Below are 19,133 nucleotides of genomic sequence, written 5' to 3' on the forward strand. Positions count from 1 at the left end.
CATGGGCGGCACGCCGACGTCGGCGATCCGCCTGCCGTCGAGATAGAGCCCGAGGAGCCCCTCGTCGTCGGCGGCGACCCGGTAGGGCGAGGCCCCGCGCCCGGCAACGGCGGACCCCAGAACGGCGCCTAGTCCCGAACCGTGCCGGACAGGGGACGTACCTCCCCCGACAGGTGCAGCCGCCCGCCCGGGCCCCGCAGGGAGAAGCGGCCGGCGCCGTCCGCCCCGTACGCCACCGTCCCCGGCAGCAGCACCGGCGCGCGGAACCGGGCCCGGACCACGGCCGTGCCGGGCGTGCCGTGGGCGGCCAGGCAGCGGGCCACGGTCCACATGCCGTGTGCGACGGCCCGCGGGAAGCCGAAGAGGCGGGCGGTGAGCGGGTGCAGATGGATGGGGTTGCGGTCGCCGGAGGCTGCCCCGTACCGGCGGCCGACGTCCTCGGCCAGCCGCCACTCGGCGACGGCGGGCAGGACGGTGTCGTCCCGCCGCGCCCCGGGTGCCGTACCGCCCTCGGTGCGGTGCCGTGCCAGGTAGGTGCTGCGGGACTCCCAGACGAGGTCGCCGCCGGAACGCAGCCCGGTCACCACGGTGGCCTCGGTCCCGCGCCGGTGCGGGGCGAGGCCGTCGACGTGGACGGCGAGTTCGTACTCCGCGGAGGCGGGCAGGTCGGTGTGGCGGACGATCTCGATGGACGTGTGGACGAGACCCAGCAGCGGCAGCGGGAAGTCCCGGCCGCTCATCAGGCGCATGGCCAGCGGGAAGCCGAGGACGTGCGGGTAGGTGACGGGCAGCGCGTCCTCGCCGTCGCCCGTGCCGGTGGCGAAGCCGCACACCCGCTCGTAGGCGGCCAGCCGGTCCAGGTCCAGTCGCAGGCCGGGCAGCACCAGCCGGGTGCGCGGGAAGTCCGCTTCCGCGGACGGGCGCTTGAAGGGGGAGCGCAGGGCACCGCGGGCCAGCAGCGGGGCCAGTGCGGGGGTGGAGGCCAGGGTGACGGCGGTCATCACGCCCCCAGCAGGTCCTGGCCGCAGACGCGGACGACCTCGCCGCCGACCGCGCCGGAGTCCGGGTGGGCGAGCCGGCCGGTGGTCAGCCCGCCCCGGGGGAGGGAGTTCATCCGGCCGGGGCCGAGGCCCGTGCGGGCGAGGGCCGGGGAGAGGCCGAGGACGGATTCACCCGCCGTCAGGTGCACCGACGCGCCCTTCGGGAGCGGCCGTTCGGGCGACCAGCGGTGCAGCTCGGCCGGCTGGGGCAGGTCCGGGCGCCGGGTGAGGAAACGGCCGGGCGCCGTGCCGGAGAAGCTCAGATAGCGGTCGGCCATGTCCAACTCCCACGGTCCCAGTTGCTTACTCTGGAGTAAGGTTACCGGAGGTAAGCCTACGTCACGGGTGAGGAGCGGGTCGAGGCCAGTCCTCTTGAGTCATCCCGCGACCCGGCGGGTCGCGGTGACTTGAGGCGCCTGGGGCCGCGCGCCCCGCGTCGGTCGGCCGCCCTTGCCCGGGGTTCGGGGCGGAGCCTGGTGGCGGCCGGGGTTCGAGTGGCCGGGGCGGACAGGCGGGCGGCCCCGGGAAGGTGAAGGGATGTCACGAAATTTCCGAGGCCGCACACCCTTGGCCCCGGACCACCCCCGAACCCGCACAAGCCCCCCACAGCCGCCCCGTACGATCACCTCCCTAACCGCCGGTAACCCCTTTCCACGGCCCACCGCCGGTGAACGCCTCGGCGTACGAGGCACGTACGTCATGCAGCAAGCAGTCACCGCTGCACGCCCCAGGAGCCGCCCGTGTCCTCTACTCATGTAGTTCACCCCACCGACTACGACGGCGTCCCGGTCCTCGTGGAACCCGAGATCCGGCGGCTGGACGGCGCCGTACGGGAGGCGTACGTCCCGCCGTTCGCGCCGCCCGTGCGCCACGGCTCGCTCGCGGACCTGCCGTTCGACAACGCCGAGGCCGCGCCCGGCGCCGTCGTGCTCAGCCGCAGGCTCGCCGACGGCCGTTGGACGGACCTGACGGCCGCGGACTTCGCCGGGCAGGTGCTAGCGGTCGCGAAAGGGCTGATCGCCGAGGGCCTGGTGCCGGGCGACCGGATCGCCGTGATGGCCCGCACGACCTACGAGTGGACGCTCCTCGACTTCGCCGCCTGGGCGGCCGGCCTGGTCACGGTCCCCGTCTACCCCACCTCCTCCGTCTTCCAGACCCGCTGGATCCTGCACGACTCCGGCGCGGTGGCCCTGGTCACGGAGACCGCCGGCCAGGCCGCCGCCGTCGGCCCCGAACTGGAGCACCTGCCGGACCTCAGGCACCTGTGGGTGATGGAGAAGGGACACGTGGAGCGGCTCGCGGAGCTGGGCGCCCAGGTGCCGGACGGCGAAGTGGGTGTACGCCGCGGCATGCTGGGCCCCGACACCCTGGCGACCCTGATCTACACCTCCGGCACGACCGGCCGCCCCAAGGGCTGTGCCCTCTCGCACGGCAACTTCTTCGCCGAGGTGGACAACGCCATCGAACTCCTCCACCCGGTCTTCAAGGCGAAGTCGGGCGAGGACGTCTCGGTGCTGCTCTTCCTGCCGATGTCCCATGTCTTCGGGCGGATGGTGGCGATCGCGTGCGTAAGGGCCCGGGTGCGGCTCGGGCACGCGCCCAGCCTGAAGGCGGAGGACCTGCTGCCGGACCTGGCCGCCTTCCGGCCGACCTGCCTGCTGACCATCCCGTACATGCTGGAGAAGATCTTCAACTCCGCCCGCGCCAAGGCGGAGTCGGGTGGCCGGGTGGCCGTCTTCGACCGGGCGACGACGGTGGCCGTACGGTACGGGGAGGCACTGGAGGCCCGGCAGACCGGCGCGGGCGGCGGCCCCAACCGGGCCCTGAAGACGGCCCGTTCCTTCTACGACCCCCTCGTCTACCGGCGCATCCGCAACGCCATGGGCGGCAGGGTCAAGTACGCCATCTGCGGCGGCTCACCGCTCGGCCGGCGCATGGCCGCGTTCTACGCCGGTGCCGGCATCGAGATCTTCGAGGGGTACGGCCTGACCGAGACCACCGCCGCCTCGACGGTGACCCCGCCGCTCAAGCCCCGCCTCGGCACCGTCGGCTGGCCGCTGCCCGGCACCCGGGTGCGGATCGCCGCGGACGGCGAGATCCTGATCGCGGGGGACCACGTCCTGCGCGGCTACTGGGACCCGCAGGCGGGCGGAGTCGTCCCCGCGACCCGGGACGGCTGGCTGCCCACCGGGGACCTCGGCGAGCTGGACGACGAGGGCTATCTGACCATCACCGGCCGCAAGAAGGAGCTGCTGATCACCGCGGGCGGCAAGTCGGTGGCGCCGGCGCCGCTGGAGAACTGGCTGCGCCAGCATCCGCTGATCTCCCAGTGCATGCTCGTCGGCGACGCACGGCCCTACGTCGGCGCCCTCATCACCCTCGACCCCGACGGCATCACCCACTGGCGCCAGATGAACGGCAAGCACCCGGTGCCGCCGGAACTCCTCGTCGGCGACCCGGAGCTGAACGCGATCCTGCAGCGGGCGCTGGACGAGGCCAACAAGCTGGTGTCCCGGCCCGAGTCCATCCGCCGCTTCGCCGTGCTGCCCGTGGACTTCACCGAGGAGGCGGGCCATCTCACCCCCTCGATGAAGCTGCGGCGCGAGCAGATCATGCAGGACTTCGCACCTGACGTGGAGGGGCTCTACGAGCGCCGGGACGAGCGCTGACGCCGCCCGGCACATCGTGGCCGATGTGGTCGGCACCCGCTCCGGCCGGTCCCGCCTCGGTCCGGACTCGGCGGGGGCGCGGAGCGGGTTGCCGCCTGGGTCGGTCGCGGCCCGCCACTGATCCTCGTACGCCCGCCGGGTCGAGTCAATCCTAAGATTTCCTCCGTAAACCCCAGTGTTAGCTTGGGGGTTGTGACTCTCGACGACCTTCGTGTGTTCGTGGCCGTGTGCCGGGCGGGCAGCCTCAGTTCCGTCGCCCGGGAGCTGGGCTGCACCCAGTCCGCCGTCAGCCAGCACGTCAGACGGCTGGAGCGGGAGACCGGCGTGGCGCTGCTGGAGCGGCAGCCGCGCGGGGTCGTGCCCACCCGGGCGGGCCGGGTCCTCGAAGCCGCGGCGGCCGAGGGGATATCGGGCCTCGACCTGGCGGTGCGGCAGTTGCGCGATCTCGTCGAGGGGCACAGCGGGTACGTCCGGGTGGCCACCGGCGCCACCACCGTCCGGCACTTCATGTCCGACGCCGTCGTCACCTTCCGGCGCCGCCACCCGCAGGTCAACCTCGAATTCCGGACCGTCAGTTCGGGCCGCGGCAGCTTCGACGCGCTCACCGACGGCGCCCTGGACCTCGCCTGGATCACCCTTGGCCCCGCGGTGCGCGGCATCGAGCAACGGGCCGTGGTCGACCTGCCCTGGGTACTCGCCGTCCCCGCCGACGACCCGCTGGCCGCGCATCCCCGTCTCGACGCGGCCGACCTGGCCGACGTACGGCTCATCCGGCTGCCGCCGAACTCCGCCTCCGCGGCCCATCTGGACGCCGCCTGCGCCGAGGCGGGCGTCCGGTTCGCCTACGACACCAGCGTCGCCGACTGGGACACCGCCCTGCTGCTGGCCGAGCTGGGGGCGGGGCGGGCCGTCGTCCCGGCCGTGCCCGGGCTGCCCGTGCCCGGCGAGGGAGCACTCAGGCTCGTACCGCTGCCGGGGCTGCGCCCCTTGCCGGTCGGCTGGGCGGTGCGCCGCTGGGACGCCCTCAGCCCGCCGGCCCGGGCCTTCGCGGACACCGTGGTCGAACGGTGCGGCCGGCCGGGCGGCGAACCGCCCCCAGTACGGCGAAACAGCCGGACAGCGGCGTAAACCGGCTGTTCTGTTTTTGCCGTGAATCAGCCCGCGGCAAGTGACGGAGAGCGGGTAGCGTTCAGGATGGCGATCCAATCGAGTCCATGGTTTGTCACGCACGCGGAAGAAGTGAACGTCTTGGGTCAACGCCCTCGGGAACCGGCCGGGATCGGATCGGTAACGCCCACTCGTAGCCTGCCTTTCCACCCTCGCCGACTCCGTCCCCCGAGCAGAGGCATGAAAGAAGACAACGACGTCCGCCGGATCTTCCTGCTGAACCCGGACCCGCGCCTGCTCCGCGAGGCCGCGCTCGCGGGTGCCCAAGTGCGCTCCATCCGGGTCGATGTGACGGACGAGTCGGCGCTGCGCGAACCGCTCGCCCGGGCCGCCGAGGCCGGGCTGTGCGTCAACCCGGCCCGTGCCCTGAAGGTGCTGTCCGATCCGGCGGCCGTACAGCGCCTGGTCCGTGACAACCGGCTGTCCCCCGACGGCATCGCGGCGGCCCACGGCGATCTGCGGCTGACCGTGGAGACGCTGAGCGTGCATGGCATGCACCAGGCCGTCGGCATCACCGCCCGGATGCCCTACGGACTCCTCCACCCCGCCCCGCTCACCGACGACACCGCCGCCGAGGTGCGCGCGGTGGTGACCGCACTGCTGGACCTGGCCGGCTACCAGTACGGGCCGGCCCACGCGGAGGTCACCCTCACCCCGAGCGGGCCGGTGATCACCGACTGCCGTGCGGGTCTCGGGGACGACCCGGTGCCGGAACTGGTCAAGGAGGCCGGCGGGTTCGACCTGGCGGCCGGAGCCATCGAGGTGCTGTCGGGCCGGCTGGTCCACGCGGCGCGGCCGAATCGGTTCGCCGCCGCGGCCGTGCTGGCCCCGCCGTGGTTGCTGGAGAGCGCCGAGGTGGGCGTCATGCCGCACGTCGGGTTCGTCGCGCCGCCCGGGTCGCTGCGCCCCGGGCACTTCGTCGTGCATGCCGACTCGCCCGAGGTGGCGGCCCGGCGCGTGGCCTCCCTCAGAGCACTGGTCGTCGGCGACAGGCGCTGACCGGCCACCGGGAACGGATCGGGAACGATTCGGTACGGGACGGCCGCACTGTTGATACGTCGCCGGGAGAAGGACGACGACGCCAGCGACATCAACAGGAGGCGGAGTCAGGATGCTGAAGTTCTCGGTCCTCGGGGCACTGCAGATCCGTACCGTGTCCGGCCCTGCGGAGATCTCCGGCGATCTGCAGCGCACCCTGGTGCAGACCCTGCTGGTCAGCGAGGGCCAGCCGGTCTCCGGGGAGAGCCTGGTCGAGGAGATGTGGGGGGATGCCGTACCCGACAACCAGGCCAACGCCCTGCAGGCACACGTCAGCAGGCTCCGCCGCAAACTGCGCGGCCTGGAGCCGGGCCGGGCGGACTCCAGGGTGACCATCCACCCCTCCGGCTACCGGCTCACGGTGGCGGAGGGCGAGCTGGACGCCGACGAGTTCGTCCGGACCGTACGGCAGGCCGAGGCGGCCTCCCAGGGCGACGCGGCCCGTACCGCCCGGCTGCTCGGCGCAGCACTGGCGCTGTGGCGCGGCCCGGTCTTCGGCGGGTTCGCGGCCGGAACCCTGTGCCAGCTGGCGGGCGCCCGCTACGAGGAGTACCGGATGCGAGCCATGGAGCTGCGCTTCGACGCCGAACTGCGGCTCGGCCGGCACGCCCCCGTCCTCGCCGAGCTGGCCGAGGCACACACCAACCACCCCCTGCGGGAGCGCTTCTGCGAGCAGCTGATGATCGCCCTGTACTGCTCGGGACGGCAGGCCGACGCCCTGGACGTCTTCCGCCGGATGCGCCGCCATCTCGACGACGAGCTCGGTATCCAGCCATCTCCGGCACTGCGCCAAGTGGAAAGCGCCATCCTCTGCCATGATCCGGCCCTGGCGGGTGATGCGCGATCTACGCTGCTACAGCTGGCGTGAACATGGTTAGCTGTGTCCCCGGACGACAGGCACTGCGGGTAACGTGAAGTCGCCTTCCCCTGTGGCTCGTTCGGGTACAACCTAGGATTGGCCCGAATAACTCGGGCTGGCCTGGGCAACGGGGCGGGGGGACGGGTTTGTGGAGTCGGCGGCATCCGGTCTGCCTGTCGTACGGTTCAACATCCTCGGCGCATTGGAAGGCTGGCACGGCGAGCGGCGGCTGAGACTCGGCAGCCCGACCCAGGAACGCGTGCTGGTCACACTGCTGCTGGAGCCGGGACGCATGGTCCCGATGGCCCGGCTGGTGGCTGCCGCCTGGGACGACGAACCCCCGCAGACCGCAGGCCACCAGATCCGCAAGGCCGTCGCCGCGCTGCGCACCCGCATCCCGGGCGGGGCCGCGCTGATCGTCACCGACGGCGCCGGATACCGGGCCGTCCTGGAAGACCGCCGGCTGGACCTCCACGAGTTCACCCGGCGCTCGCAGGAGGCCCGGCAGGCGGTGGCCGCCGGGCGGGCCGCCGAGGCGGTCGGGCATCTGCGGGCCTGTCTGGACCTGTGGCGGGGCCCGGTCCTGGCCGGCACCGGCGGCCCGGTGATCTCCGCGGCCTCCGCCGCCCTCGAGGAACGGCACATGGCGGTCGCCGAGCAGTACTTCGAGCTGGAGCTCGAACTCGGCCAGTCCGGCGAACTCGTCGGTCCGCTACGCGAGTTGATTACCGCACATCCGCTGCGGGAGACCCTGCGCGGGCGGCTGATGCTCGCCCTGTACCGGGCGGGCCGGCAGGCGGAGGCGCTGGAGGAGTTCGGCCGGGTGCGCGAGCTGCTCGTGGAGGAGCTGGGCATCGACCCGGGCGCCGAGCTGACCCGGCTGTACGAGGCCATCCTGCGGGACAGCCCCGAGGTGGCCCCCCGGGTGCCGCAGTCCGTGGCCGACCGCGCCGCCCTCCTCGTGCCGGCCCCGCTCGCGCAGCCGGACGAGTCGGAGCCGGCACCCTGCACCCTGCCCTACGACCTGCCGGACTTCACCGGCCGGGACGCGGAGCTGGCCCGGCTGCTGGAGGTGGGCCGGGACCCGGCCGCCGGGAGCACCCGGATCGTGGGCGTGGACGGCATGGGCGGCAGCGGCAAGACCGCCCTCGCGGTGCACGCCGCCCATCTGCTCGCCCCCGACTACCCCGACGGACAGCTCTTCGTCGACCTGCGCGGCTTCAGCCCCGGCGAGAAGGCGCAGGACCCCGGTTCGGTCCTGCACTCCCTGCTGCGCACCGTCGGCATCCCGGACGACCGGATACCGGACGACCTGGAGCGCCGCACCACTTTGTGGCGAACCGTTTCAGCCCAGCGGAAGCTGCTGCTGCTCCTCGACAACGCCGCCGATGCCGCCCAGGTGCGGCCGCTGCTGCCCGCCTCGGAGGGCTGCCTGGCCGTCCTCACCGGCCGGGTCCGCATGCTCGACCTCGACGGCGCCGAGTGGCTCTCCCTCGGCCTGCTCTCCACCGACGACAGCACCACGCTGCTCACCCGCATGCTCGGCACCGACCGCACCGCCGCCGAGCCCCACGCCGTCGACCACCTCGCCCGGCTGTGCTGCGGCCTGCCGCTCGCCCTGCGCATCACCACCGCCCGGCTGCGCAACCGGCCGCGCTGGACCGTGCAGTACCTGGTCGACCGGCTGGCCGACGAGACCCGGCGACTACGGGAGCTGAGCGCCGGGGAACGCAGCGTCGAGGCCACGCTCAGACTGTCGTACCAGGCGATGGAGGAGGACCAGCGAGCCGCGTTCCGCCTGCTCGGCCTGCACCCGGGCAGCGCCATCGACGTCCACTCGGCCGCCGCGCTTCTCGGCATCGACGTCCATGACGCCGAGGATCTCCTGGAACATCTGCTCGATGCGCATCTGCTGGAACAGCACGAGGCGGGTCTGTACGGCTTCCACGATCTGGTGCGGACGTACGCGATGAGCGTGCGGGAGGCGGAGGACGACGAGGAGGCCGCCGGCTGTCGCCTGGTGGTGTACTACGGGCTGGCCACCGACAAGGCCTGTGACGTGCTCTTCCCAGGTCGCACCCGGTACGGCGACCCACCGTCCGGCGATGCGCCGGAACTGCCCCGGTTGGACGGCGACGAGGCGGTGCTGCGCTGGTTCGACCGTGAGTACGAGGCACTGCTCGCGATCGTCACACAGGCAGGGACACAGGGACTGCACCGCCCGGCCGCACTGCTGGCTCGCAATGTCCTGTTCTATTTGGGGCTGCGCGGAGACTACGAGCAGTTCCGGGTCGTCAGCCGGATCGCGGTCGGCGCCTGTCAGCAGATCGACGACCCGGTGCTGCTCGGCATCAGCCTCGGCAACCTGGCCGTGGGGCACTGGTGGCTCGGTGATTTCCAGGACGGCATCACCACCGCGCAGGAGGCACTGGAGCTGACCGGCACCGTCGATCGCAGCATTGAGGCGTTCTGTCTGGACGTGCTCGGCCTGCTGCACGGGGCACTGGGCAACTTCGACCAGGCACGCGCTCATCTGGGCCAAGGCATCGACCTGCACCGGGAGTTGGGTTCGCCCCGTGATGAGGCCCAGGCGCTCGTCAACCTCAGCACCGTACAGACCTGGGCGGGTCACTACGCCGAGGGCGCCCAGTACGCGGCCCGGGCCACCGAACTGAACCGGCGCCTCGGCGAGCACAACAACGAGATCTCGTCACTGACCTGGCTGGCCCAGGCCCACCTCGGCACCGGTGAGGACGAGAGAGCGCGCGCCTGCCTCGCCCAGGCTCTCGAGCTGTGCGACGAGTCCCTCAGACCAGCGAACGTGGCCGTTGTCCTCGCCCTATGGGCGCGCGTCTGCCAGCGCCTCGGAGACACGCGCTCGGCCGCCGAGCACGCCGAGCGCGCCCTGGACCTGGTCTCCGCCGAGGGCACGGCCACGCGTCAGGCGACCGTGGCGAACGTGGTGGGCCTGGTCCACCTGCGCCGCGGCGCGCCCGACCGGGCCTTGGAACTGCATCGTCACGCCTATGAGCTGGCTTCCCGGCTCGGCTACCGCTTCGAGACCGCCCGCGCCTTGCACGGCATGGCAGAGGCGGCGCAGGAACTGGGCGACGAACTGATGGCACGCGAGCACTGGCGGTCCGCGGAGGCGCTGTACGACACGATGGGCGTGACCGAGGAAGGGCGGCGTTTGTAGGCAACGGCCTTGCAAGCGGCGGAACGCGCCGGGGCCGATCCGCACGACGAACGGCACCGGCGGGGCGTGAGCCCGGCCGGTGCCGCTGGTCATGCGGGGTCTGTGTAGTGCGGCACGGTCAGGCGTGAACCAGCTTCGGTTCGCGTTCGTCCGCCAGGGCCGGGCCGGAGTGCGTCTGCTGTCCCGAGAAGTCGGAGGCGACGCGCACCAGGGCGTCGTGCACGCCAGTTGCCGGAACGGCCGCCGTGGTGCCGAGTGCCAGGACACCCGCGCCGGTGAACGCGGCCAGAACCGTCTTTGTACGCAGTGCGGTGGTGCGCATAGGTATAAGCCCCCCAGATGAGACGGATCGTGATCCGGTCGCCGGTTCTCTCCCCGGCGCCGCAACCGATGCTCGGGGCGAGCGATCCTGATGCCGTCCCCGCCGGTTCCCGTCCCGGGGCGGGCCCCCGGTACTCCTGGATTCAACCGCCGCTCAAGTGCCCGTCGAGCGCCCTGGGCTAGGCGGGCCTGCGGGCGAGGAGGAAGGCCTGCGGAACGGATTCACCGAGCTCCTCGTCGGGCTCGCGGACCGTGCGGGAGCCGAGGATGAAGCCGGCGGCCGTGAGCAGCTGGGCCAGGTGCTCGGGGCGGCGGCGCTGGAAGTCCAGGGTCACCGGATGACCCCAGGGGCGCTCCACGCGCAGGGGCTCCTCGCCCGCCTGGAAAGCGAGCAGGAGGTGACCGCCGGGGGCCAGTACCCGGTGGAACTCGGCGAAGAGCGCGGGGAGTTCGTCATCCGGGATGTGAATGGACGAGTACCAGGAGACGACACCGGCCAGCGCGGCGTCCGCGACGGAGAGGTCCAGCATGGAGCCCTGTTCGAAGCGCAGCTCGGGATGCTCACGGCGGGCGACCGCCAGCATGGACTCGGACAGGTCGAGCCCGAAGGCGTCCAGGCCGAGGGAGACGAGGTGCGCGGTGTTCCGGCCCGGTCCGCAACCGAGGTCGGCCACCGCCCCGCCCGTTCCGACGAGTTCGGCGAAGGCATCGAGCAGGGCACGCTCCAGCGGCGTGCGGGCGGTCACGCCCCGGAAGCGGTCGGCGTAGTCCTCGGCGACGGTGTCGTAGAAGGTGCGGGCGGCGGCGAGGAAGTCGTGGGTGTCGGTCATGGTGAGCGACCGTAGCCGGGGGCACTGACAGCAAGGGCGGCCGCTTGCCGGCCGGCCGACCGGGTCGGGTGGCGGGCGGGCAAGGGTCCGGGTCGGGTCGCGGGTGGGCAGGAGTCCGAGCCGGGTGATGGGGGACAAGGGGCCGGGGCCAGGGGCGGAGCCCCTGGTGGGCGCGCCGGACGGCCGCGGGCTACGCCACCCGGCGAGCCGGGCGGGCTACGCCACCCGGCGAGCCGGGCGGGCTACGCCACCCCGGCCAGCCGCAGCACCGCCGTGGTAGCGGCCGCGCCAAGTACCACCACCGGGAACGGCGCCGGCCTTCCCCACTCCCGGCTTCGCCCGAGCGGGGGGACCCCCATCGCCAGGACGCCCCCCACCAGTACCCCGGCGGGGCGGGCCCATCCCGCGAAGCCCCCGCCCTCGGTCACCGCACCGGTGGCCAGCAGGGCGACGAGCAGGACGACCGCCCCCGCCGACGCCAGTTCCTGCACCCGGGCCGGGATCGTCACCCGCCCGTGCAGCAGCGGGCCCACCAGCCGGAAGGCGTACGTCCCGACCGCCAGGGCCAGGATCACCGCGACCGTGGCGTTCATCCGGCGGCCCCCTCCGGGCGGCGGTGCAGGACCAGCCCCGCCAGCGCGAGCAGCACCGGCACCCCGGCCGGCACCGCGGGCGTCACCGCCAGGGCCAGGGCGGCACCGAGCAGTGCGCACCGGCGTACCGTCGCGTTCGCGCGGACGGCGGGGAGGACCAGGGCCACGAGGACGGCGGGAAAGGCCGCGTCGAGGCCGAACCGGGCGGTGTCGCCCAGGGCGCTCCCGGCGAACGCTCCAGCCAGTACGCCGGTGTTCCACGCGGCGAACAGGCCGAGACCGGAGATCCAGAACGCCCTGCGCCGCCGTGCCGGGTCGCTCTGGGCGAGGGCGAAGGCGACCGTTTCGTCGGTGACCAGATGCGCACCGAGGAAACGGGTCGCGCGACCGGTATCGAGCAGGTCCGCCACCGCCAGGCCGAAGGCCGCCGTGCGGGTGTTGAGGAGCAGTCCGGTGGCCGCGGCGGCGAGCGGGCCGCCTCCGGCGAGCAGCACGCCGACCGCGCTGAACTGGGCCGATCCGGCGTACACCAGCAGCGACATCGCCACCGGTACCCACACCGGCAGCCCGCCGGCGACGGAGACGGCGCCGAAGGAGACGCCGACGATCCCGCCGGCCAGCCAGACCAGGGAGCTGTCGCGTACCAGCGAGCCGGTCTCGGATGTTCGCAGCGGCAGTGTCCGGAGCGGCAGCCTCCGGGACGACAGTGTTCGGGACGACAGTGTTCGGAGCGACAGTGTTCGGAGTGGCGAACGCATGTTTTCTATAGTGGACAGCAGGCAATCTGTCCGTCAAGGCGAACGATCGTACCGATGGAGCGAACGGCATGACCGAGACCCCCGCCCGGCTCCCGCTGGAGTGGATCGCCGCGTCCCTGAAGCGCGAGCGCACCCGCACCGGGCTGTCCCTGTCCGAGCTGGCCAAGCGCGCCGGGATCGCGAAGTCCACGCTGTCCCAACTGGAGGCGGCGAGCGGGAATCCGAGCATGGAGACGATCTGGGCGCTGGCGGTGGCCCTGGAGGTGCCGTTCAGCGCGCTCGTGGAGCCGCCCGCGCCCGCCGTCCAGGTGATCCGGGCCGGCGAGGGGCCCAAGGTGCACTCCGAGCAGTCCAGTTATCTGGCGACGCTGCTGTCCGCGAGCCCGCCGGGCGCCCGCAGGGATATCTATTACGTCTGGCTGGAGCCGGGGTCCGTACGGGATTCCGAACCGCACATTCCCGGAACCACGGAGCACATCGTGGTCGCCGAGGGGAGAGTCAAGGCCGGGCCGCGTGGGGAAGCGGTCGAACTGGGGCCCGGGGATTACCTGTCGTACCGGGGGGACGTTCCGCACGCGTACGAGGCGCTCGCCGCGGGGACGAAGTTCGTACTGGTCATGCAGCACATGTGAACAGGAAATGAACGGGAAAAGGCAGGAGCCCCGTCGCCTTGCGGCGCGGGGCTCCTTGGGTACTGCACTCAGGTTCTGCGATCAGGCAGTGATCAGACGGGGGTGACGTTCTCCGCCTGCGGACCCTTCGGGCCCTGCGTCACGTCGAAGCTCACCTGCTGGTTCTCCTCGAGGGAGCGGAAGCCGGAGGCGTTGATCGCGGAGTAGTGAACGAAGACGTCGGGGCCGCCGCCCTCCTGGGCGATGAAGCCAAAGCCCTTTTCGGCGTTGAACCACTTCACGGTTCCGGTAGCCATAAGCCCTCCTTGGGCTCAAAAGGGTTGCCCTGCTCCAGAACCTGCAAGTGCGAAACAGTGCTGCACAACTGCATTCGTCTGAAAACGACGAGAGCCCGCGGTCACATGCTCCGCAGGCTCTGTACTGCAAGGGAAACCAAACTGCAACTTGCGGCGAGCCTAGCACGCGGGCAGCCGAAAGCAATAGAGGCCAAGATCACGTCACCCGAATGTTTGAATCATCGGAGGGGCGACTTGACGGTGGGGTCGGTCCCGGCACGGTACAGCACGGGGTCTAGTCTCGCGATGTGGACAATTCTCGCACCCGGCCGCGCGTCGGCCACATCCAGTTCCTGAACTGCCTGCCCCTCTACTGGGGGCTCGCGAGAACCGGGACGCTCCTCGACTTCGAGCTGACCAAGGACACCCCGGACAAGCTCAACGAGATGCTGGTGCAGGGCGAACTCGACATCGCGCCCATCACCCTCGTCGAGTTCCTGAAGCACGCCGACGAGCTGGTCGCCTTCCCGGACATCGCCGTCGGCTGCGACGGCCCGGTGATGTCCTGCGTGATCGTCTCGCAGGTCCCCCTGGACCGGCTGGACGGCGCCAAGGTCGCCCTCGGCTCGACCTCGCGCACCTCGGTCCGCCTCGCCCAGCTGCTGCTGGCCGAGCGGTACGGCGTGCAGCCCGACTACTACACCTGCCCGCCCGACCTCAGCCTGATGCTGCAGGACGCGGAGGCCGCCGTCCTCATCGGCGACGCGGCCCTGCGCGCCAACCTCGTCGACGGACCCCGCTACGGCCTGGAAGTGCACGACCTGGGCGCGCTGTGGAAGGAGTGGACGGGCCTGCCGTTCGTCTTCGCGGTCTGGGCGGCGCGGCGCGACTACCTGGAGCGCGAACCGTCCATCACCCGCCAGGTGCACGAGGCCTTCCTCGCCTCCCGCAACCTCTCCCTGGAGGAGGTCGGTAAGGTCGCCGAGCAGGCCGCCCGCTGGGAGACCTTCGACGAGGCGACCCTGCAGGAGTACTTCACCACCCTCGACTTCAGCTTCGGAGGGCCGCAGCTGGAGGCGGTCGCCGAGTTCGCGCGCCGGGTCGGCCCGACGACCGGTTTCCCGGCGGACGTGAAGGTGGATCTGCTCCAGCCGTAGTCACTACGCTTCGGGCAGTGAGGCGTACCGGGGGGACCGGGGGAGAGGTGGACGCCATGCAGCCGCTCGGAGCCGACGAACCGGCCGCCGTCGGGCCCTACCGGCTGCTGGGCCGGCTCGGCTCCGGCGGCATGGGCCGGGTCTACCTGGGCCGCAGCGCCGGCGGCCGCACGGTCGCGGTGAAGATCGTGCATCCGCACTTCGCGCTGGACGAGGAGTTCAGGGCCCGCTTCCGGCGTGAGGTCGAGGCCGCCCGACGGGTCGGCGGCGCCTGGACCGCGCCCGTCCTCGACGCGGACCCGGAGGCCGCCGTGCCCTGGGTCGCCACCGCCTACGCGGCCGGACCCTCCCTCGCCGCGGCCGTTGCGGACCACGGCCCGCTGCCCGCGCACACCGTACGGGCCCTGGGTGCGGGCCTGGCCGAGGCGCTGGCGGCGGTGCACGAGCTGGGCCTCGTCCACCGGGACGTGAAGCCCTCCAACATCCTGCTGACCCTGGACGGCCCGCTCCTCATCGACTTCGGCATCGCCCGGGCCACGGACGGCACGGCATCCCTGACCGCGACCGGCGTCTCCGTCGGCTCGCCCGGCTACATGTCGCCCGAGCAGATCCTCGGCAAGGGCGTCACCGGGGCGGCCGACGTCTTCTCCTTCGGCGCGGTGCTGGCCTACGCGGCGACCGGTGAACCCCCCTTCCCCGGCGACTCCTCGGCCGCGCTGCTCTACAAGGTCGTCCACGAGGAGCCCGAACTCGGACACCTCACCGGCGAGTTGCGGGAGGTGGCGGCCGCCTGCCTGGCCAAGGACCAGACGGGCCGCCCGGCCCCCGCCGAGCTGGCCCGCCGACTCGCTCCCGATGGCGCCGCCCGCCTGGTCGCGGGCGGCTGGCTGCCGGGCGCGCTGGTGGAGCAGGTCAGCCGTGCCGCCGTACACCTCCTCAACCTCGAGGCGACCCAGGAGGCGCCGTCGGGCCCGGTGGAGTTCAGCAGCCCTGCCCTCGGCGGGGCACCCGGGACGGGTTCGCAGGCGGAGCCGGCCGACGGGGGGTTCGTCTCCGCTTCGGCTTCGGCTTCGGGTTCGGCTTCGGCTTCGGCTACGGGCGAGGCCCCGGCGGCCGCAGGAGAGTTCGGGCCGGCTCCGCTGATGACTCCGCCGGGGACTCCCGCCGGGCCGTCCGGGGCGCGCCCGGTCATGCCGTCCGCCGCTCCCGGCGCGCAGCCGGGCGTCCCGGGTGTGCAGTCGGGCTTTCCCGGCGTTCCGGGTGTGCGGCCGGGCGCTCCGGGCGCGTCCCCGGGTGCCCCGCCGTCCGGGGCTCCCGCCGTGGAGGCGGCTGCCGTGCCCGGGCCCCGGGACGAGGTGCCGGCCACCGGCAAGGTCAGCGTCAGTGTGGCGGCGGCCTCCACGCCGGGGGAGAACGGGCGCGGGAGGCGGGTGAGTTGCACCGTGGCACTGGCCGTGGCGGGGGCGCTGGCCGCCGGCGCGGTGGGGCTCGGGGCCCTGCTGCGGCCCTGGGCCGGCGGGGACCAGGACACGGCGGGCAGCGCCCCGGCCGTCTCCCACCCGGCCGCGTCGACGCCGACCGGCGACGCCTACTCGCCCGAGCCCAGCGACCCGGCTGCCGCGGAGTCCCCGTCGCCGAGCGCGAGCGGCGGCGCGGCGGCCGCGATCCCGGCCCGCTACCTCGGCACGTGGGAGGGCCAGGCCACCGGACTCGGCGGCAGCCTGCCCATGGGCACCTTCCGGCTCACCGTCCACCAGGCGGGAGTCGGCAAGGAGCTGGGGCGGCTCACCCAGACCGATCAGCTCGGCGCCGTCTGCACCGACATCCTGACCCTGAAGAAGGTGACCAGGACACAGATCGTGGCGACGTCGGTGGGCGACAAGCACAACCATCCGGGCTGCGACCCCGCCCCGCACCCGGTGCAGTTGACACCGACCGGCGACGATCTGACGTACACATCGGACAGTTCGGCCGAAGGCAATCCGAAGTCGCGGATGTCGAAGGCCGACTAGCGCGGAAGCGCCCCGCCCCCGTCACCCCCTCTTCCCCGATGTCACTACTGTGTCTGCGTTGGCGAACGCCAACCGCGCACCGCCGACGCCGGCAACCGGCCAGGCAAGGCGTCACAAGGCAGCACGACGCGGCACAACGCAGAGCAAGACAGTGCAAAGCGTCGCAACGGGGAAGGACGGGGAAGGCCCGCCATGGAGACACTGCAGCCGGACGATCCACGGGAGTTGGGTGCCTACCGCATGCTGCGCAGGCTCGGAGCCGGCGGCATGGGCCGGGTCTACCTGGCCCGTTCGCCCGGCGGCCGGACCGTCGCCGTGAAGGTCGTACGCCCCGACCTCGCCGCCGACGCCGACTTCCGCCGCCGTTTCCGGCACGAGGTGGAGATAGCCCAGGCGGTCTCCGGCCAGTACACCGCCTCGGTCGTGGACGCCGACCCCGACGCGCCGCTGCCGTGGCTGGCGACGTCATACGTGCTCGGCCCGGACCTGACGGACGTCGTGGCCGCGCACGGCGCGCTTCCGGAGCCCACCGTGCGCGCGCTGGGCGCCGGGCTCGCGGCCGCCCTCCAGGAGATCCACGCGGCGGGACTCATCCACCGTGACCTCAAGCCGTCGAACGTCCTCCTCGCCGCGGACGGCCCCCGCGTCATCGACTTCGGCATCGCCCGGGCGGTGGACGGCAACCGTATGACCCAGACGGGGGTCGTGGTCGGCTCGCCCGGCTACATGCCCCCGGAGCAGGCCCAGGGCAAGGACGTCGGCACGGCGGGCGACGTCTTCTCCCTCGGCGCCGTCCTCGCCTTCGCGGCCACCGGCCGCAACGTCTTCGGCGACGGTGCCTCCTCCCACGCGGCGATGCTCTACCAGGTCGTGCACGGCGAACCGGACCTGACCGGCGTACCGCAGTCCCTGCTCGGCCTGCTGCGGGCCTGTCTGCTGAAGGACCCGGACGCCCGGCCCGCCCCCGCGGAGATCGTGGCGGCACTGGCCCCGCAGGGCGTCGAGGGCGTGCTCAGCGACTGGCTGCCCTCCGCAGTGGCGTCCACCATCGCCACCCACGCGGCCGGAATCCTGGACCTGGAGGCGCCGGACCCGCCGGCGGCACCGGCCCCCGCCTCGTTCGGCCCGGCGCCGACGATGCCGGCGGGCGCGCAGACACCGGCGGCCACCCCCGTGCCGGGATACGGCCATCCGCAGCCCGGCACGCAGCCGCCGGCCGGTACGCCCGCGGCGGGGTACGGCTATCCGCAGCCCGGTACACCCTCCACTCCGGTCTACGGGACCCCCGGCCACGGCGCTCCCCAGCCCGGCACCGTCCCGATGGGCGCTGCGGATGCCTCCTCCCCGGCACCCTCCCGCCGTCGCGCCCTCACCTACGCCCTCGGCGGTGCCGCCGCCGTCGCCGCGGTCGGCGGGGGCACCGCCTGGTGGTTCGGCCGCAAGGACGGCGGCACCGGTACGTCCACCGGTTCGGGCGGCCGCGCCGGTTCGGGCAGGCCGGTCGACGAGTCCTTCACCACCCCGCCCGCGGGGGTGGCCCCGCAGCCGCTGTGGCACAAGAGCGCCGCCGAGGACAGCACCGCGACGGGTGTACCGCTCCTCACCTCCGACGGGCTGCTGCTGGTCAGCGGCGACCCGCTGGTGGCCTACGACGTGAAGACGGGCAAGGCGCGCTGGTCCAGGAAGGGGATCTGCCCCGCCGGGGCCCAGCTCCTCTTCCACGGCGGCAAGGTGTTCCTGAGCGACGGCGACTACGACGGCGTCCTGGTCGCCTACGACGTCACCACCGGCAAGGAGGCCTGGCGCAGCAGGCTCGGCAAGCAGCTGAACATCGAGCGGACGATCGCCATCGACGACAAGAACGTCTACGTCACGCTCACCGACTACGGCCAGGCCAAGAGCGCCACCAAGTACCGCACCGCCGTCGCCGCGGTCAGCCACTCCACCGGCAAGACGGTGTGGCTGCAGCGGCGCGACTGGGGCACCAAGGACTACGACGTCGAGGGCACCGTCTGGGGCAAGTACCTCGTGTACGCCGACTCCAGCTACAACCTCACCGTGCGCGACACCGCCACGGGCGCGCAGTTGTGGACCAAGAAGATCGGCGACGACTGGAGCTGGCAGCCCACGGCCGCCGACGGAGTGGTGTTCCTGCCCGGCGAGAAGCTGACGGCCGTGGATCTCGAGACGGGCAGGACCCGCTGGACGCTGTCGCCCAACGGCCGCCGCGGCTTCAAGAACCCCACCGTGATCGACGGCGTGGCCTACGTCTGCGACTACGACCACGGCATCTGGGCCCTGAACGTCAAGGACGGCAAGCGGATCTGGCTCTGCGAGGACGGCAACCGCGCGTCGAGGGAGTCGTTCCTGAAGGCCGGGCGGACGCTGTACGCGGCTGCCGGCGCGCTGGGCGGCGGCATCATCTCCCTGGACGCCGGGACCGGCAAGGTCCGCTGGACCTGGGTCGACAGCACGGACGCCACCGACACCTGGCAGATCGCGCTGTCGGGCAACCGGCTGCTGGTGACCGGCGGTCAGGAGGTCTACGCGATGCCGGCCGTCTGAGACCGGCCCCACCCGTCGGCC

15 protein-coding genes and 1 pseudogene are annotated in these 19,133 nt (G+C 72.7%); 9 read left to right on the forward strand and 7 right to left on the reverse strand.

Annotated elements, in window-relative coordinates:
• Positions 1 to 128: 128 nt before the first annotated feature.
• Both AB0H32_RS05660 and AB0H32_RS05665 read right to left on the reverse strand, forming a co-directional pair.
• Positions 129 to 1,001, reverse strand: coding sequence for a MaoC/PaaZ C-terminal domain-containing protein (locus AB0H32_RS05660; RefSeq protein WP_361114728.1), 873 nt, complete (start codon positions 999 to 1,001; stop codon positions 129 to 131).
• 125 nt (positions 1,002 to 1,126) lie between these two features.
• Positions 1,127 to 1,318 (reverse strand): annotated as a pseudogene (locus tag AB0H32_RS05665) (short chain dehydrogenase); the annotation flags it as partial.
• A gap of 462 nt (positions 1,319 to 1,780) precedes the next feature.
• Here AB0H32_RS05665 and AB0H32_RS05670 point away from each other — a divergent pair.
• The 5 genes from AB0H32_RS05670 (at position 1,781) to AB0H32_RS05690 (ending at position 9,969) form a co-directional block, all read left to right on the forward strand.
• Entirely contained in the window at positions 1,781 to 3,709 is a 1,929-nt protein-coding gene (locus tag AB0H32_RS05670; RefSeq protein WP_361114731.1) for an AMP-dependent synthetase/ligase, read from the forward strand.
• 192 nt (positions 3,710 to 3,901) lie between these two features.
• Positions 3,902 to 4,837 (forward strand): LysR family transcriptional regulator, encoded by a 936-nt coding sequence (locus tag AB0H32_RS05675; protein WP_361114734.1) that lies wholly within the window; start codon positions 3,902 to 3,904, stop codon positions 4,835 to 4,837.
• Between the two features lie 219 nt (positions 4,838 to 5,056).
• Positions 5,057 to 5,875: a hypothetical protein gene (locus tag AB0H32_RS05680; protein WP_361114737.1), complete on the forward strand. Its 819-nt coding sequence runs from the start codon at positions 5,057 to 5,059 to the stop codon at positions 5,873 to 5,875.
• 112 nt (positions 5,876 to 5,987) lie between these two features.
• On the forward strand, positions 5,988 to 6,782 hold the full coding sequence (locus tag AB0H32_RS05685; RefSeq protein ID WP_361114740.1) for an AfsR/SARP family transcriptional regulator: 795 nt from the start codon (positions 5,988 to 5,990) through the stop codon (positions 6,780 to 6,782).
• Positions 6,783 to 6,921: 139 nt separating this feature from the next.
• A complete protein-coding gene (locus tag AB0H32_RS05690) occupies positions 6,922 to 9,969 on the forward strand; it encodes a BTAD domain-containing putative transcriptional regulator (RefSeq protein ID WP_361114743.1) in 3,048 nt (1,015 codons plus the stop codon).
• A 118-nt stretch (positions 9,970 to 10,087) separates the two neighbouring features.
• Here AB0H32_RS05690 and AB0H32_RS05695 read toward each other — a convergent pair whose 3' ends face one another.
• The 4 genes from AB0H32_RS05695 to AB0H32_RS05710 all read right to left on the reverse strand — a co-directional run bounded on the left by AB0H32_RS05695 (position 10,088) and on the right by AB0H32_RS05710 (position 12,471).
• Positions 10,088 to 10,291, reverse strand: coding sequence for a hypothetical protein (locus tag AB0H32_RS05695; protein WP_361114746.1), 204 nt, complete (start codon positions 10,289 to 10,291; stop codon positions 10,088 to 10,090).
• A gap of 178 nt (positions 10,292 to 10,469) precedes the next feature.
• Complete coding sequence (locus AB0H32_RS05700; RefSeq protein WP_361114749.1) at positions 10,470 to 11,120, reverse strand: methyltransferase domain-containing protein; 651 nt, start codon at positions 11,118 to 11,120, stop codon at positions 10,470 to 10,472.
• A 242-nt stretch (positions 11,121 to 11,362) separates the two neighbouring features.
• Positions 11,363 to 11,713: an AzlD domain-containing protein gene (locus AB0H32_RS05705; protein WP_361114752.1), complete on the reverse strand. Its 351-nt coding sequence runs from the start codon at positions 11,711 to 11,713 to the stop codon at positions 11,363 to 11,365.
• The gene (locus AB0H32_RS05710) at positions 11,710 to 12,471 is read right to left on the reverse strand and encodes an AzlC family ABC transporter permease (RefSeq protein ID WP_361114756.1); all 762 of its coding nucleotides are present in this window, start codon (positions 12,469 to 12,471) and stop codon (positions 11,710 to 11,712) included. Before AB0H32_RS05710 ends, AB0H32_RS05705 begins: the two co-directional genes overlap by 4 nt.
• Before the next feature lie 68 nt (positions 12,472 to 12,539).
• On the opposite strand from AB0H32_RS05710, the gene AB0H32_RS05715 reads away from it, so the two are divergent.
• Entirely contained in the window at positions 12,540 to 13,103 is a 564-nt protein-coding gene (locus tag AB0H32_RS05715; protein WP_361114760.1) for an XRE family transcriptional regulator, read from the forward strand.
• Between the two features lie 92 nt (positions 13,104 to 13,195).
• Here AB0H32_RS05715 and AB0H32_RS05720 read toward each other — a convergent pair whose 3' ends face one another.
• Positions 13,196 to 13,399: a cold-shock protein gene (locus AB0H32_RS05720; protein WP_003992177.1), complete on the reverse strand. Its 204-nt coding sequence runs from the start codon at positions 13,397 to 13,399 to the stop codon at positions 13,196 to 13,198.
• Between the two features lie 287 nt (positions 13,400 to 13,686).
• On the opposite strand from AB0H32_RS05720, the gene AB0H32_RS05725 reads away from it, so the two are divergent.
• The 3 genes from AB0H32_RS05725 (at position 13,687) to AB0H32_RS05735 (ending at position 19,112) form a co-directional block, all read left to right on the forward strand.
• Positions 13,687 to 14,535 carry a menaquinone biosynthesis protein gene (locus AB0H32_RS05725; RefSeq protein ID WP_361114763.1) on the forward strand — a complete coding sequence of 283 codons (849 nt, stop codon included), beginning with the start codon at positions 13,687 to 13,689 and terminating at the stop codon, positions 14,533 to 14,535.
• A gap of 56 nt (positions 14,536 to 14,591) precedes the next feature.
• Positions 14,592 to 16,547, forward strand: coding sequence for a protein kinase (locus AB0H32_RS05730; RefSeq protein ID WP_361114766.1), 1,956 nt, complete (start codon positions 14,592 to 14,594; stop codon positions 16,545 to 16,547).
• 192 nt (positions 16,548 to 16,739) lie between these two features.
• Entirely contained in the window at positions 16,740 to 19,112 is a 2,373-nt protein-coding gene (locus AB0H32_RS05735) for a PQQ-binding-like beta-propeller repeat protein (protein ID WP_361114769.1), read from the forward strand.
• The last annotated feature ends 21 nt before the right edge of the window (positions 19,113 to 19,133 follow it).

Origin of the sequence: Streptomyces sp. NPDC020362, from assembly GCF_040642095.1 — a bacterium.
Taxonomy (GTDB): Bacteria; Actinomycetota; Actinomycetes; order Streptomycetales; family Streptomycetaceae; genus Streptomyces.

Bases quoted from the DNA above. Each gene is read 5' to 3' on its own strand.
- AB0H32_RS05695 (WP_361114746.1), bottom strand. From the start codon at position 10,291: ATGCGCACCACCGCACTGCGTACAAAGACGGTTCTGGCCGCGTTCACC.
- AB0H32_RS05715 (WP_361114760.1), top strand. From the start codon at position 12,540: ATGACCGAGACCCCCGCCCGGCTCCCGCTGGAGTGGATCGCCGCGTCC.
- AB0H32_RS05705 (WP_361114752.1), bottom strand. From the start codon at position 11,713: ATGAACGCCACGGTCGCGGTGATCCTGGCCCTGGCGGTCGGGACGTAC.
- AB0H32_RS05660 (WP_361114728.1), bottom strand. From the start codon at position 1,001: ATGACCGCCGTCACCCTGGCCTCCACCCCCGCACTGGCCCCGCTGCTG.
- AB0H32_RS05735 (WP_361114769.1), top strand. From the start codon at position 16,740: ATGGAGACACTGCAGCCGGACGATCCACGGGAGTTGGGTGCCTACCGC.
- AB0H32_RS05680 (WP_361114737.1), top strand. From the start codon at position 5,057: ATGAAAGAAGACAACGACGTCCGCCGGATCTTCCTGCTGAACCCGGAC.
- AB0H32_RS05710 (WP_361114756.1), bottom strand. From the start codon at position 12,471: ATGCGTTCGCCACTCCGAACACTGTCGCTCCGAACACTGTCGTCCCGA.
- AB0H32_RS05720 (WP_003992177.1), bottom strand. From the start codon at position 13,399: ATGGCTACCGGAACCGTGAAGTGGTTCAACGCCGAAAAGGGCTTTGGC.
- AB0H32_RS05730 (WP_361114766.1), top strand. From the start codon at position 14,592: ATGCAGCCGCTCGGAGCCGACGAACCGGCCGCCGTCGGGCCCTACCGG.
- AB0H32_RS05700 (WP_361114749.1), bottom strand. From the start codon at position 11,120: ATGACCGACACCCACGACTTCCTCGCCGCCGCCCGCACCTTCTACGAC.
- AB0H32_RS05685 (WP_361114740.1), top strand. From the start codon at position 5,988: ATGCTGAAGTTCTCGGTCCTCGGGGCACTGCAGATCCGTACCGTGTCC.